At 44.8% G+C, this 13,702-nt stretch carries 12 protein-coding genes; all 12 read left to right on the top strand.

The genetic code is table 11. The features are described 5' to 3' along the window. Positions 1-17 precede the first annotated feature (17 nt). On the top strand, positions 18-3,566 hold the full coding sequence (locus KFV02_RS00710) for a pilus assembly protein (RefSeq protein WP_252379609.1): 3,549 nt from the start codon (positions 18-20) through the stop codon (positions 3,564-3,566). A 169-nt stretch (positions 3,567-3,735) separates the two neighbouring features. After that, positions 3,736-3,858: a GIY-YIG nuclease family protein gene (locus KFV02_RS11475; RefSeq protein WP_353617276.1), complete on the top strand. Its 123-nt coding sequence runs from the start codon at positions 3,736-3,738 to the stop codon at positions 3,856-3,858. 844 nt (positions 3,859-4,702) lie between these two features. Next, positions 4,703-5,275, top strand: coding sequence for a pilus assembly FimT family protein (locus KFV02_RS00705; RefSeq protein WP_252379608.1), 573 nt, complete (start codon positions 4,703-4,705; stop codon positions 5,273-5,275). 171 nt (positions 5,276-5,446) lie between these two features. Then, positions 5,447-6,196, top strand: a complete 750-nt coding sequence (locus tag KFV02_RS00700) for a PilW family protein (RefSeq protein ID WP_252379607.1) — start codon at positions 5,447-5,449, stop codon at positions 6,194-6,196. 143 nt (positions 6,197-6,339) lie between these two features. Next, on the top strand, positions 6,340-6,756 hold the full coding sequence (locus KFV02_RS00695; protein WP_289509943.1) for a type IV pilus modification PilV family protein: 417 nt from the start codon (positions 6,340-6,342) through the stop codon (positions 6,754-6,756). 16 nt (positions 6,757-6,772) lie between these two features. After that, positions 6,773-7,915, top strand: a complete 1,143-nt coding sequence (locus KFV02_RS00690) for a pilus assembly PilX family protein (protein WP_252379605.1) — start codon at positions 6,773-6,775, stop codon at positions 7,913-7,915. 472 nt (positions 7,916-8,387) lie between these two features. Continuing rightward, on the top strand, positions 8,388-9,113 hold the full coding sequence (locus KFV02_RS00685; protein WP_252379604.1) for a pyridoxine 5'-phosphate synthase: 726 nt from the start codon (positions 8,388-8,390) through the stop codon (positions 9,111-9,113). 14 nt (positions 9,114-9,127) lie between these two features. Next, entirely contained in the window at positions 9,128-9,499 is a 372-nt protein-coding gene (locus KFV02_RS00680; protein ID WP_252379603.1) for a holo-[acyl-carrier-protein] synthase, read from the top strand. Between the two features lie 328 nt (positions 9,500-9,827). Next, entirely contained in the window at positions 9,828-11,381 is a 1,554-nt protein-coding gene (locus KFV02_RS00675) for an NAD(P)H-hydrate dehydratase (RefSeq protein ID WP_252379602.1), read from the top strand. Continuing rightward, on the top strand, positions 11,368-11,838 hold the full coding sequence (locus KFV02_RS00670; RefSeq protein ID WP_252379601.1) for a CBS domain-containing protein: 471 nt from the start codon (positions 11,368-11,370) through the stop codon (positions 11,836-11,838). Before KFV02_RS00675 ends, KFV02_RS00670 begins: the two co-directional genes overlap by 14 nt. After that, complete coding sequence (gene tsaE / locus KFV02_RS00665) at positions 11,822-12,307, top strand: tRNA (adenosine(37)-N6)-threonylcarbamoyltransferase complex ATPase subunit type 1 TsaE (protein ID WP_252379600.1); 486 nt, start codon at positions 11,822-11,824, stop codon at positions 12,305-12,307. The genes KFV02_RS00670 and tsaE overlap by 17 nt, the downstream gene beginning before the upstream one ends. Positions 12,308-12,382: 75 nt before the next feature. Next, positions 12,383-13,600 carry an aspartate kinase gene (locus KFV02_RS00660; protein WP_252379599.1) on the top strand — a complete coding sequence of 406 codons (1,218 nt, stop codon included), beginning with the start codon at positions 12,383-12,385 and terminating at the stop codon, positions 13,598-13,600. Positions 13,601-13,702 lie beyond the last annotated feature (102 nt).

Below are 13,702 nucleotides of genomic sequence, written 5' to 3'. Positions count from 1 at the left end.
TTAAGGAGATGTAACTTATGGGAAGCAAAATTCGTATTCTAATGGTGCTAGTTTCACTACTCTGCTTGCCGTTGCAGGCACTGGCCGTGGAACACAATTTTCCGGCTGGTTCTCTTATCATCCCCATGGATAGTTTTTACCAACCAGATACAGACGGGGGCATACTGGAAGCATACGGCCTGACCTTATACTTGCTGAAGGCCGGAGTCTCGATATACTGGGTAATTAACACTGAAAAAACCGAGATCAACGGCACTGACGTCGTGATCGAGGACCTCTCTCTGGAAAAAGACAAGGCAGTGGTCAAACTTTATGACCATAAAGGCGGAACCACCAATCTTACCTTTAAGCCTGGCGACAACCCCCAAAAAATTACATATATCGGCGCCCCGTTTATAGTGGACGGCTCAGATGCGGAGAAAGCCAAGGAGGTTATCAACCAGGACGGCTGGGCAGCAGTCGAGGTGCACGAAGCTCAAGTGCCATTCAAAGCCCCTGTCTACCGAAAGATGGAGGGCGCACTGCCAAAAATCGCCTTGATGGACAGCAGCGAGAAAGGAGGCAACGCCGCCATTCTGGAATCCTATCTGCGGCTGGCCGGCATCTGTACGGATATCTATGAGGTAGTGACGCCAAATCAAATCAGGGACGGTATTCTGCAACTAAAAGATTATGATTTTCTCTGGGCACCACACTGGGAGGGTTATAATAGCTATTCAGAAGACGCGGATGGAGATGGCGTTTCCGACGTGGAAGAAATTGTTGCCAATATAAAAAAATTCCTCCTGGCCGGGAAGGGCATGCTTGCCGAATGTGCTTCCATTGAAACGTTCGAACACAGCAAAAACGGCCGCTTTCTCAGCACCAAGGGTTTTGGTCATAACGGCGGTACCAATAAAGCGGAGGATATAATCTATAACGATAAGTCTCTTCCCTACTCTCAGATCGGCGACTTTCTGTTTGTGCCTGAAGGCGGTCATCTGCACAACTGGCGCCCCTATGTATATGGCGACCCGTACTCTAACGTCGGCGACCCACCAAGTAATTGGGACGAAGATAAAGTTACAGTGAGTAATCCCAGCGCTTACAGGGAGACGGTAACCCGTTTTACAATAGACAATACTGGATGGGACTACTACGTAGGCGGTTATGCTTACGGCAATCGTGATTATGGGTATGTGGTTTATCTTGGTGGCCATAAGTATGCCTCGTGCAAAAAAAATGTCAGCGAAAATGTAAATCCTGAACCGGAGATCCACCGCCTCGATTTTGAATTTAACAAGAATATCAGCAATGAAAGTTTCACTCTCGTGGTCAAATATAATGGGGGCTCCAACAGCACGGTAACTTTCAACAAAAACGAACTCACTGCCAAGGCCGGCAGCCCTCTGGAGCTTGATCTTACCACTGCCTCGGTAAAAAATAAGAAGCTCACCGGAGTAACCTTCAGGAATAAAGGGGATAGCACCATCACCGTGGATTCCATCACTCTTTTCTGGAACGGCGGCGATACTTCTCAGACGCTCAAAAAGATTACCGATACTAAAACCGATTATGAACTTTACAATGACAAAAGAGGGGTTTCATCCGGCGTTGAGCTAACCGCGAATTTCACCATAGATACAACTGGCGGCGAATCCACCATTTGTACCTATAACGACGACTGCTCCTGGAAAAACATCGCAGGAGTCCGGTATGTTCTCAATACCCTTTTTGACATCAAGTACATGCTCACTAAACAAGAATACACGCGCGCAACCCCCATTACATCATTCCCTTATTTATACCAGGGGAGCTTCGAATATCCTAGCTTTAAAGGGCACTTTCGCTGCTATGATGTGAGAAAGGGTAGCGCCAACCCCGAGGAGGCCATATGGGATACTGCTGATCATATCAAAGACCCAGATACCCGACAGATATTTACGGCCAGGCAGGAAAGAGATGGGACCTGGTCCCGGACAGGCTTTGATGCAAACCATATCGAGGAACTCAGAGCGCTTCTCAATCTCACGCCGAAAACGCCGGCCGAAGGCGGCAATGACACAGATGAAATACAACTCATCAACCGGGTGAGAGGAAACAAGCTAGGCGGAATCATGCATTCAGCTCCTGCGATTGTTGGACCCAACAGCCGTACCAACAAAGACAGGGAAGAGATCGCCTATGTTGGAGACCTCTACGGCATGCTGCATGCCATTGAAACCAAAACCGGCAGGGAAAAGTGGGCCTTTATCCCGCGAAACCTGCTTGGCAAACTCAAAAATGACCGAACCGATCCCTATGCATTCCCGGACTTTGCCGCTGTAGACGCATCACCAACGGTCAGAGATATCTACTACGATCATGACAACGACGGCGACAAGGAATGGCGCACCATCCTCGTGTGCCCCGAGGGCATGGGAGGCAGATACCTCTTTGCCCTTGACGTCACTAACCCTGACGACGTGAAGGTGCTTTGGGAAGTCACCGACCAAGAAGATCCCGGAGGTGGCATGGGACACGCGTATCGCGCCGCCATTGGCAAGGTGAAATGGCCTGTTAAGTATATAGACGATCCAGGCAAAATAGTCCTGAACGAAAAGACCAAGATGCCCTATGCTTACGAAACAAAATGGGTGGTTTTTGTAGCTACGGGCTATGCAAAAATTGCAGAGAACCACGGGGGAATCAGTATTTTTGCCTATGACTTGAAAACTGGCAAAAAATTGTGGCGCTTTTCTCAAGACTACCAAAGCGCAATAAATGACATCCCCGGGGCCATAAGCCTTTTTGACATTGACGGTGATACTTTTGCGGATCGACTTTATGTGGGAGACATGGAAGGCAGGATGTGGGAACTCAACACCTTGTGGGAATCAAACTGGGAATTTAAGAATGAACTCCATCCCGGCCAATATGAACGGAAACCAGACGGCGTTGGTTACTATGTAGGTCATAGACTCAACCCTAACGGTACTTATGACGATTTTAAATACCCTGAATATGCTGACAAACAGGTTCCCCTTTGGGACGCCGGCGTGGGCAACCCTATCTCGGTGTCACCGGCTGTTACCCGCTTTAACCCCGTGGTAGTAATCTTCGGCACCGGCGGCGCAGACTGGACGGACAATAATGAACGGTATAAAATTCTGGCCATAGACGCCACGGACAAAAATCCGAATCCGGATCCCAGGGATCCGGCCTTGGCTGGCGCCGGCACCTTGTTGTGGGAGAAGGATACCGGGGTGGGAGAAAAAGTATGGTCCTCGCCCACTGTTGCCGCAAGGCATATTTATATATCCACAGCCACAGGCACGATGGAAAGCCACGACCCGGCCAATGATAAAATGGGGACCGGCTACTTGTATAATCTTAATTTAGCGGATGGCTCCGGAGGATGGGTCACCGATGACGGTTTAGTCGAGTCCATCAGCATAAGAAAAAGCCGCGGCGCCCCTTACGTGGACAGAAAACATGTCTACCTGACCACCATAGACAACCAGGTCATCCAGATTGGTGATGGAAATTTTACCGCCCCACCCGGCAACAGAGTGATCCTGCAGAGCTGGCGAGAAATTTGGCAATAACCTCAACAAGTAAGATGCGGGACTCAGAATGACGGTTTTTATGCGAAACAGAGACAAGCAATGAGATCCTTCGTCCCGCTTTTAGCGGAACTCAGGATGACGTGCATCCATACTTGTCATTCTGAGGGAGTGTAATAAGCGACCGAAGAATCTCAAGAATGAGAAGATTATGAAAAAGGGTGGCTGCGTCTACATAATGAGCAACAAAAGCGATAAAGTACTTTATACTGGCGTAACAAACGATTTAGTAAGAAGAGTAGCTGATTCAGTCAAAAAATCCCAATTGGAATGATTTATGGCAAGCCTTAATTTTGGCATTGCATCTGCTGATTGGTTTCTCTTTTGTTGTTCATATTTAGCGTAATTTTGTCATGATTGAGCAATCAAACCTGTTCAGATGCTCTGTGAAGCGGTAATAATCCGGAATCTGACGACAATCCGGGGAAAATTCTGCTACGGAATCCCATATCCACTCTACTCCGTCTGGATTGGCCAAGCTTCTAAAGTCTCAAAAAAGTCATTTTCATATCATCCAGCTCCACCCTGCTCACCTTACTCTCCTAACCAACCCACCCCACCTGACTTCTCATCTTCTCAACTTCAGAGCTTCCTCTTCAATACGCCCTTTTCTCTTCTTTTTCATTCAACATTAAGCATTAAACATCCAACATTAAAATAACCCCACTCAACCATTCAACTACTCTACCTGCTCAACTACTCGACCCAAGTGCAGCCAGCTGTTATCCGGACTGAATTCTGGTTCTTCCTTTTTGCGTGACCACTGGCACTCCCTCAACATAAGAACCGCTGTTCTCATCTCTTGAAACCACGACATCTCCTCTGAGCCGGAGTGTAACTACAAGTATATTCGCCCCTTTAATTATTCTTTACATTCTAGTTGACTCAACATTAAATATGAATATATATTTTTATATAAAAACATAGCGAAAACCAGCAACCAGGCGGGCGTTCGGGGTCGTAAAAGATTATAAAATTCTCGAAATACCAATGCGTAAAATATTAAGGAGGTAAATACAGGTAGGTTCTCTACAAACTTTACAAAGTCGGCAAAGCTTGCGATGACTTATACTTTTAACTCCGGGCGACAATAAACCAACTGTACCATGGGAAAAAGAATGAAACATCGTCTTTCTCACAATCTTATTCACCAGGCGGGAATTACCTTTATTGAGATGGCAGTCGTCATTGCCATCATGGGCATCCTGACCGCCCTTGCCGTGCCAAATATTGTCAGTTGGTTTCCCCGCCACCGGTTGGAGTCGGCGGCCAGGGACCTGTTGTCAAATATGCAAAAAATCAGATTGAACGCTGTCCGGGAAAGTAAGGAGTGGGCCATAGTATTTGATGTTCCCAATAACCGTTACCTCATTTGTTCAGACAAGGGGCCAGACAATAACTGGGCTGCACATAGTGACAATGTCATACAGGAAACAGTCAACTTAGATGATTATCAAAGTGGAGTAGGTTATGGCCATGGAAACGCCGCATTTGACGTAGCACATAACACAACTTGGGGCGACCATGTTACCTTTACTAATAACGTGGCCGTGTTTAACGCAAGGGGACTTCTATCGGGCTTTAATGGCTATTGTTATCTGTCAAATAACAACAATGACGCCGTCGCCATAGGAGCAAGGTCTTCAGGGGCAATTGTCTTAAGAAGCTGGAACGGAACCGATTGGGAGTGATCTGCGTCTATATTGATAAATAGAGTCTGTGCCCAAACGCCATTTTGACTACCAGATTAGAAATCAGGATTGTAAAAAATTATGAAAAATTGTCCTCTTAAGTAAGGTTTGGCCACAGACTCAATAAATAACGCAATTCAACTCATCGGTTCCAAACAAAAATAGAATAAAATGAAAAAGATGAGTAAAGTTTATCATTTTAAGTCAAATAATGGTTTTACCTTGATAGAGCTCCTTGTCGTGATAGCTGTATCCGGGGTCCTCCTAACCGCGATATACTCGGCATTTCAGTGGCAGCACAAAAACTATCATGTACAGGAACAGGTCGCTGAGATGCAGCAGAATCTAAGGGCGGCCATGGACATAATGACCATGGAGATCAGGATGGCAGGGTATGATCCGACAGGTAGCGGAAAGTTTGGTATAACCAACGCTGCATTCAACATCATCAAGTTTACCAGTGATATGAACGACAACGGCAATGTCGACCCAAATGAAACCATCTCCTATTCCCTGTATGATTTCGATAGTGATAGTAATCTTGATTTGGCAAGGGACGACGGCAGCGGACGGCAATTACTGGCCGAAAACATAGAGTACTTTGGCCTGGCCTATGCTTATGACAAAGACCTCGACGGTAATTTGGAAACCAACTCGTCCAGTGATATCATATGGGCAATAGATACTAACAACGATGGCAGTTTGGATTACAGTATCTTCGACAACTCTCCCATAAGTCCAGTTGCCATTGACCGGATCCGGGCGGTCAGGATTTGGATCCTCGCCAAGGCAGACAAGGAGGACCCGGATTTTCAGAACACAAATACGTACGTGATCGGCAATCAGGTCATAACTCCTAATGACAAATTCCGTCGACGCCTTCTTACCGGGATCGTACATTGTCGGAACATGGGTCTTTAATGGGTTATGAATAATGCGCCTGCAAAAAGTCCCTTTTTGCAGGCGATGTTGAATTTTGAATGATGAATTTTGAATTATTTGAACAGGTTACAAGATGAGGATGTTTATCAAAACTGTAAAATTTTAATTATTGCAGTTGCATCATGAATAAAAAGAGTCAAAAAGGTTTCTCCCTGATAGAGGTTTTAATAGCCATGACGATACTTGTCATTGGCATTCTGGCCGTTGGCGGCATGCAGACTACTGCTGTTAAAAACAACGCCATCGGCCGCCGTATCACCGAGGCCAGCGCATTGGCTGCAAGCCAGCTGGAGTTCCTGACGACCTTACCATATAACGATCCCTTACTAAATGATAGGAACGGAGACGGTACTACCGGCCTGGACAAAACCGATGCACAGGCAGATTTCAACATAACTCAAGGCCAATATAGTATTTCCTGGAACGTCGCGCTGGACTCACCAATATCTAATACCAAAAACATAAGGGTCATTGTGACCTGGACAGACGGTGGAAAATCAAGACGCGTCTCCTTTAATTGTATTAAAGCGCCATATTAATAGGGACGGGGGGCATATGAAGAAAGAATCATCAAGTCATTTAAAAAAAAGTGAAAAAGGTTACGTCCTCATAGTCTCCCTTTTGGTAATGGCATTACTTGTTATTATCGGCATATCCGCCACCAACATCAGTAGAACAGAAACCCAAATCGCCGCTAGCGACAAGGCTCAGAAAACGGCTTTTTTTAATGCCGAAGCAGGCGTCCAGTACACTCTGGCCCAGATTAATAATAAAACTTTTCCCCTCCCCGTAACAGACAACACTTCTGTAACCCCAACCTATACAGTGCCGAACGGTTATGATTTTACCATTTCGGCCATATCGAAAAACGGTACTAACTACAGCTTTACAAGTACAGGCAGAGGCCCCCAGGGAGCCAAGGCAGTCATCCGGGTAGTTTTTCAAAAAACCTCCAATACGCTTCCCCCTCCGGACGGGGCCATGGGGGTCTATGGACCTAACTCGACCATCCATTTCGCCGGTAGCGGTGCACACAAAAATTTTGTCGATGGCCGTGATTATGACCCGCCGGCCAATTTTTACTGTTCAGGTGCAAATTGCGCGGGAACACTTACTAGCAAACCGGCAAAGCCCGGCTTGTATACCGAAAACACTACCCCCACGCTTAGCAACGTGTATGACTCGGGATGGAAACAAAATGTGTATGGCGACCCGCCCGTAAAGACAGGCGGAGGGAACATGACGGCAACAGACTGGCAAGATTTTGCAAATGAGCTTATTCCTCTGGCCGATAATACTATCAACGGTACACCAACCATAGCTGGTTCCCTGACCCTTGGAACGCGAGACGATCCTCAGATCACCTATGTAACAGACGACACAAAGTTCGCGGGCAGCGTGGACGGGGCAGGCATATTGATCGTGGAAGAGGGTGCAACATTTCAAGGAACTTTTCATTTTGAGGGATTGATTATCGTCTTAAACAAAACCTGGGATGTTGGTACCTGGGACCTGGATCTAGGGAAAGGGAACGCCTATCTGTTTGGCGCAGTTGTGGTAGCTGGCAACAATGTTGCCGATTCTGAAGTGGAGCTTAGGGGAAATGCCAAAATCCGTTACAGCAGCCAGGCACTGAATAACGTGGGTAATAAATTGTTATACACCGTAAGCATGACCTCCTGGCGGGAGGTCAGGTAAAATTTTAGTAGAAACTTTCTTTAATCAGGTTCAACTCCAATGTTCATCCAAGTCGCGGAACCATAAATTGTCTTACCGAGACTTGCATAAAAACATTTACTAAAAGCCCTGCAGTAGAGGCGAGTTTTATTGCCTATAGTGGGAGTAATATTCTTTCTGAAAAGACAAGTTTTCAGTCATAATCTACATTTTATCTTTTAGTAACTCAACTTTCCTACTTGTTCAACTCATTGATATTACAGGATTTTCAAAAAACACATTTTCTTTATTGCTAACAAAGAAAATGTGCCCGTCATTTAACACGGAAAGTTGACCTAGTAACTTCTACTCATTACTGACACACCAAACTATCACTCATCAAATCATCAAAGCCTGAAGTTTGACCTCATCGTAGACACATTGGTTGATTTACTTGACTTTTCATCATTCATGGGCGAGATACAAAGTTTTCATACGTTAAGGAGAATCACTTATGCCTGTTCTAGTTGTCAATGTTGACCATATAGCTACTTTGCGTCAGGCAAGGCTAGGCAAAGAGCCAGACCCTGTCACCGGGGCACATCTAGCTGAACTGGCTGGAGCCCATGGCATTATTGTTCACCTGCGCGAAGACCGGCGTCATATCCAGGACAAAGATGTTGAGCTTTTAAAAACAACATTGAAGACCAACCTGCACCTGGAAATGGCAGCCACTGAAGAAATGCAAAAAATCGCTTTACACACTGTTCCTCACATGGTCTGCTTGGTTCCGGAAAAACGCCAGGAGTTGACAACCGAAGGAGGTTTAAACTGCCTGGGTCGTGAAGGAGAACTAAAAGAGTTTCTTGCTCCAATAAAGGCCAAGGGGATAAAAACCAGTCTCTTTATAGACGCTGAAAAAGAACAGATTGAGGCCGCAGCCAAAATTGGTACCGAATACATAGAAATCCATACCGGTCATTATGCAGATGCCCAAAACACGGAAGATCAACAAAATGAGTTTAAAAAAATTGTTGCAGGCATCGAATTTGCGAGAGAGCTAGGGCTCAAAGTCAATCTTGGACATGGTCTAAATTATCACAACATTTTAGCCTTTGCCAAAGTACCAGGGATCTGTGAATACTCTATTGGTCACAGCATTATTTCCAGGGCTGTTTTTGTCGGTATGTTCAAGGCTGTACAACAAATGGTCAATATCATTAGTCAATTCGTATCGTAATCAGGTCTAAACACATGATACTTGGGCTAGGGCTAGATATAGTTGAAATTAATCGCATATCTCATAGTTATGCCAAATTTAAAGATCGGTTAGTACATAAAATTCTTACACCAAAGGAAATAGAAAATCTACCTCAAAATCCTATTTCCTACTTAGCTTCGCGTTTTGCATCAAAAGAAGCTGGCGTCAAGGCTTTGGGAACAGGTTTTGCTCAGGGTATTACCTTTCAGCATCTGGAAATAAAATCCTCAAAATCCGGTCAACCACATTTATATTTTCTAGGCCCGGCCTACAAAAAAGCTCAATCCCTAGGTTGTAAAAGAGTACATTTATCTATCACCCATAGCCGTAACACAGCCGCGGCTGTTGTCATTTTAGAGGGATGAAAATTTTGTTTGACCGGCTTTATTAGTTCAAGAGGATAATGTAACAACAAAAAACTAATTTTTATAACTCGGACAATATATTGATTAAGTTAACACGTTAAGGCAATTTAACATTTTAAGATGTTACTGCAAAAACCAAAAAACTAACTTTTTTACAAAATTCTTAGCGCATAACTGTTGGAAAACATTGAACATTGAATTTTGAACAAACTCTGCAAAAAGGTAGTTTTTGCAGGCGCATCTTTTAAAGCCTATGCACTCTGCCGCTGCTGAGATTGCATGTATGTCTAAGCTCCAAACTTTTAACATTTTTTTCGGAGAAGATACTATGTACAAACCCCTGCCAACTCCTTCAGAAATGGCCCAATGGGACCGACTTTGCATGGAAGAGTTTGGTTTACTCCCAGAAATTTTAATGGAAAATGCCAGTCGCGAAGCATTGAATCTTCTCAAACAAAAACTCGGCTCTCTCAAAGGAAAAACAGCTCTTATATTTGCCGGATCTGGTAACAATGGAGGAGACGCCTTTGCCCTGGCCCGGCATTTACATAACCATGAAGTGAAAACAATGGTTCTGCACACCAGGCGGCAAAAAGAGTACACTGGCACAGCAGGATATCACCTGTCTTTAATCCAAAAAATGGGCATCCATCTCATGCATTTGCCCGAATATCACATGGACTTCATAAATAAAGTTGATATCATAGTTGATGGCTTGTTGGGAACAGGTTTTTCCGGACAACTACGAGAGGACTATATTTCCTGGATCAAGGCCATCAATAAACTGGGGCAGGACGGCTTTATTCTCTCTCTGGATATCCCTTCAGGCATAGACGGATTAACGGGAAAACCAAGTCCTATAGCTGTAGAGGCTCATGCTACTATCACCTTTGAAGAAGCCAAGCTTGGTCTATTTCTTCCACCTGCCAAGCCTTTTGTGGGCGAACTTGTCGTTGGGAAAATAGGTATCCCCAAAAAAATAAAAAAAGATCATCCCTGTACCCACTACGCTCTGACAACTAAAGTCCTGGATATGGTCAAAGAGCCCAAAAGCACTATGCACAAAGGCGAAGCAGGTCATGTCTTAATTTTAGGCGGCTCTTCCGGACTAACCGGAGCTCCTCTGCTGGCTGCTTTAGGGGCCATACGTTCTGGCGCCGGCTTGGTAACTATTGGCTGCCCCAAAGACCTGGCCCATGAAGTTAAATGCAGTTGGCCGGATATTATGACTTTGCCTCTGGGAGAGGGAAAAGATTGGGATGAAACGTGCATTAAAAACGTAGAAGAAAACTTTTTCAAGTTTGATGCCGTGGTCTTTGGCCCTGGTCTGGGACGAACTTCAGGCGCTTTGGGCTTCTTGAAAAAATATTTAAGCATAACCCATCCTAAAACCATTTTTGATGCTGACTCCTTATATTTCTTTGCCAACCATCCGGAACTATTCGACAAAATCCATAGCCTAAACGAAGTCATTTTCACCCCGCACCCCGGAGAAATGGCCCGCTTTTTTAACACTGAGGCTGCTGAAATCAATCGCCATCGGGCCAAGTTTGCCCGCGAATTCACGCAAAAATTTAAGACCAACCTAGTCTTAAAAGGTGCAGCAACTATTATTTCCAGTCCTAGCTCACCCATTTTAATTTCTCCTTTTGCAACTCCCAATCTGGCTCTCGGCGGCTCAGGAGATATACTGGCAGGAATGATTGGTTCTCTTTTGGGCCAGGGATTTTCAGCCCTGGATGCCTGTTCTATTGCTGTTTACTGGCACGGTTTGGCCGGTAAAAAACTTAAAACAGATTTTCCATATCGAGGAAACCTAGCCCAGGAAATTGCCCACATCTTGCCTCAAACCTTAGCGGAGGCTAAAAATGATCAAGGCTAAAGACATAATGACCACCAATCCCATTGTTGTCTATCCAGAGACAGATATTGCTGAAGCAGTAAAAATTTTACTCTCTGAACACATCAATGGGTTGCCCGTGGTGGATAAAGAAATGAATGTAGTGGGTATACTCTGTCAAAGTGACTTGGTAGCCATGCAAAAAAAGTTCCCTCTCCCCTCCATGTTCACCATCTTAGATGGCTTCTTTCCCCTTTCTTCTCTGTCCCAGGTCGAGAAAGAACTACAAAAGATGGCTGCGGTAAAAGTAAAACAGGCCATGACTCCTGATCCCCAAACTATTGAACCGGACACCTCTCTGGAAGAAATTGCTCAACTCATGGCAGAAAAAAAATTCCATACCCTGCCAGTGGTAGATAATGGCAAACTTATAGGTGTAGTGGGCAAGGAGGATGTCCTCGCTACCTTATTCACCAGAAAAAATGAAGCTGATTCTTGACTCGCCGGAACAGGCCCTTAAATTCGGGCAAGCACTTGCATCTTGCCTTTGCCAGGAAAATTGTTTTCCCCCTCTCTTGTTTCAGGGAGAGCTAGGCGTAGGAAAAACTACAATCATCAGAGGAATTGTTGCCAGCCTACCTCATGGAAATGAGGCAGAAGTTAGCAGCCCGAGTTTTAACATTGTCAATATTTATCCTACTGAGCCTGAAGTAGCACACTTTGATTTATACCGTCTTCAAGCTTGTGGTCTTGATGAAGGGATGGAAGAATATCTCTATTCTGGCCAATATTTTATTCTCATGGAATGGAGCGAATACCTGCCCGAAGACCTTTGGCCAGAAGATTATCTCCTTATATCTCTTTCTTATTGCACTAAAGGCAGAAAAATGGAGATTAAGGCCAAAGGCTCAGGGGAAAAGATTTATACTTGTCTGCAGAATTGGGATGTAAGAGGGTTGGAGGGCTGAGTAAGTGTATAAAACTCGGACAAGCCTATAAACCTTAAACTTTTATTATAAACTTTAAAGGAGTAAAAATAAGCCATGCGCATTCTGGTACAGAAATTTGGCGGAACCTCTGTGGCCAATCTGGAGTGCATGCTCAAAGTGCGAGAAAAAGTCTTAGCAGCACTAGATAAAGGGTATAAGGTTGTGGTCGTTCTTTCGGCCATGTCCGGAGAAACCAACAGGCTTATCGATATGGCCAAAAAATGGTCTTCCAAGCCTGATCCGGCAGAGATGGATGTCCTTTTGGCCACCGGTGAACAAACTTCAGTGGCTCTGTTCTCTATGCTTCTCAAGGATAAAGGTGTTAAAACCAGATCCTTATTAGGTTACCAAATCCCTATTCAAACAGATAAAAGCTTTGGCAAGGCACGCATCCTGGACATTGATGCTGAAAAACTAAAACATATGCTCACACGCTTTGATGTTTTGGTTGCTGCCGGTTTCCAAGGTTGTGACTGCGAACAAAGGATCACTACTCTGGGCCGTGGTGGTTCAGATACCTCAGCGGTTGCCCTGGCTGCGGCCCTAAATGCTGAACTGTGTGAAATATATACGGATGTAGATGGAGTATATACCACTGATCCCAATATCTGCTCCAAGGCCAGAAAAATTCATAAAATTGCCTATGATGAGATGCTGGAGATGGCTAGTATGGGGGCAAAAGTTTTACAAATCCGGTCAGTGGAATTTGCTAAAAAGTATAATGTCCCGGTTCATGTGAGGTCCACATTCTCTGATGAACCAGGAACCTTAGTTGTACAGGAGGACGAAACAATGGAAGCTGCAATGGTTTCGGGTATTGCATACGATAAAGACCAGGCCAGAATTACCCTGGTTGACGTTTATGATGAACCAGGTATTGCCGCTACGGTCTTTGAACCACTTGCCGCGGCTAATATTGTTGTGGACATGATTGTCCAGAACCCAAGCCGCGAGGGACGAACAGATATGACCTTTACAGTACCTAAAGGTTCTCTTGAAGAGACTCTGGATATTATTGAAAAAATAAAAGACCAGATTGGAGCCAGGGGTGTACTCTCTGATCCCAATGTGGCCAAGGTCTCTGTTATTGGCGTGGGCATGCGCAATCATTCTGGTGTTGCAGCCATTGCCTTTTCTGCTCTAAAAAACGAAAATATTAATATAATGATCATTAGTACCTCGGAAATTAAGATATCATGTCTTATAGAGGAGAAGTACACTGAACTTGCAGTGCGTACCTTGCATGAAGCCTTTGGTCTAGACCAGGCTTAAGACAATGAGAAATTATGAAGTTGATAGGTCAAAGGAGATGGTCCCTTGATTTCCACCAAGGCGGGTTTACGAGCCATAAAGACGACTCAATAACAAAACTAC

Origin of the sequence: Desulfovulcanus ferrireducens, assembly GCF_018704065.1 — a bacterium.
Classification (GTDB): Bacteria; Desulfobacterota; Desulfovibrionia; order Desulfovibrionales; family Desulfonatronovibrionaceae; genus Desulfovulcanus; species Desulfovulcanus ferrireducens.
This window is presented reverse-complemented; position numbering and strand designations above follow the sequence as displayed.

Excerpts from the sequence above, each read along its gene's own strand:
- KFV02_RS00675 (WP_252379602.1), top strand. The coding sequence starts at position 9,828 with ATGTACAAACCCCTGCCAACTCCTTCAGAAATGGCCCAATGGGACCGA.
- KFV02_RS00690 (WP_252379605.1), top strand. The coding sequence starts at position 6,773 with ATGAAGAAAGAATCATCAAGTCATTTAAAAAAAAGTGAAAAAGGTTAC.
- KFV02_RS00695 (WP_289509943.1), top strand. The coding sequence starts at position 6,340 with ATGAATAAAAAGAGTCAAAAAGGTTTCTCCCTGATAGAGGTTTTAATA.
- KFV02_RS11475 (WP_353617276.1), top strand. The coding sequence starts at position 3,736 with ATGAAAAAGGGTGGCTGCGTCTACATAATGAGCAACAAAAGCGATAAA.
- KFV02_RS00660 (WP_252379599.1), top strand. The coding sequence starts at position 12,383 with ATGCGCATTCTGGTACAGAAATTTGGCGGAACCTCTGTGGCCAATCTG.
- tsaE (WP_252379600.1), top strand. The coding sequence starts at position 11,822 with ATGAAGCTGATTCTTGACTCGCCGGAACAGGCCCTTAAATTCGGGCAA.
- KFV02_RS00710 (WP_252379609.1), top strand. The coding sequence starts at position 18 with ATGGGAAGCAAAATTCGTATTCTAATGGTGCTAGTTTCACTACTCTGC.
- KFV02_RS00670 (WP_252379601.1), top strand. The coding sequence starts at position 11,368 with ATGATCAAGGCTAAAGACATAATGACCACCAATCCCATTGTTGTCTAT.
- KFV02_RS00685 (WP_252379604.1), top strand. The coding sequence starts at position 8,388 with ATGCCTGTTCTAGTTGTCAATGTTGACCATATAGCTACTTTGCGTCAG.
- KFV02_RS00680 (WP_252379603.1), top strand. The coding sequence starts at position 9,128 with ATGATACTTGGGCTAGGGCTAGATATAGTTGAAATTAATCGCATATCT.
- KFV02_RS00700 (WP_252379607.1), top strand. The coding sequence starts at position 5,447 with ATGAAAAAGATGAGTAAAGTTTATCATTTTAAGTCAAATAATGGTTTT.
- KFV02_RS00705 (WP_252379608.1), top strand. The coding sequence starts at position 4,703 with ATGAAACATCGTCTTTCTCACAATCTTATTCACCAGGCGGGAATTACC.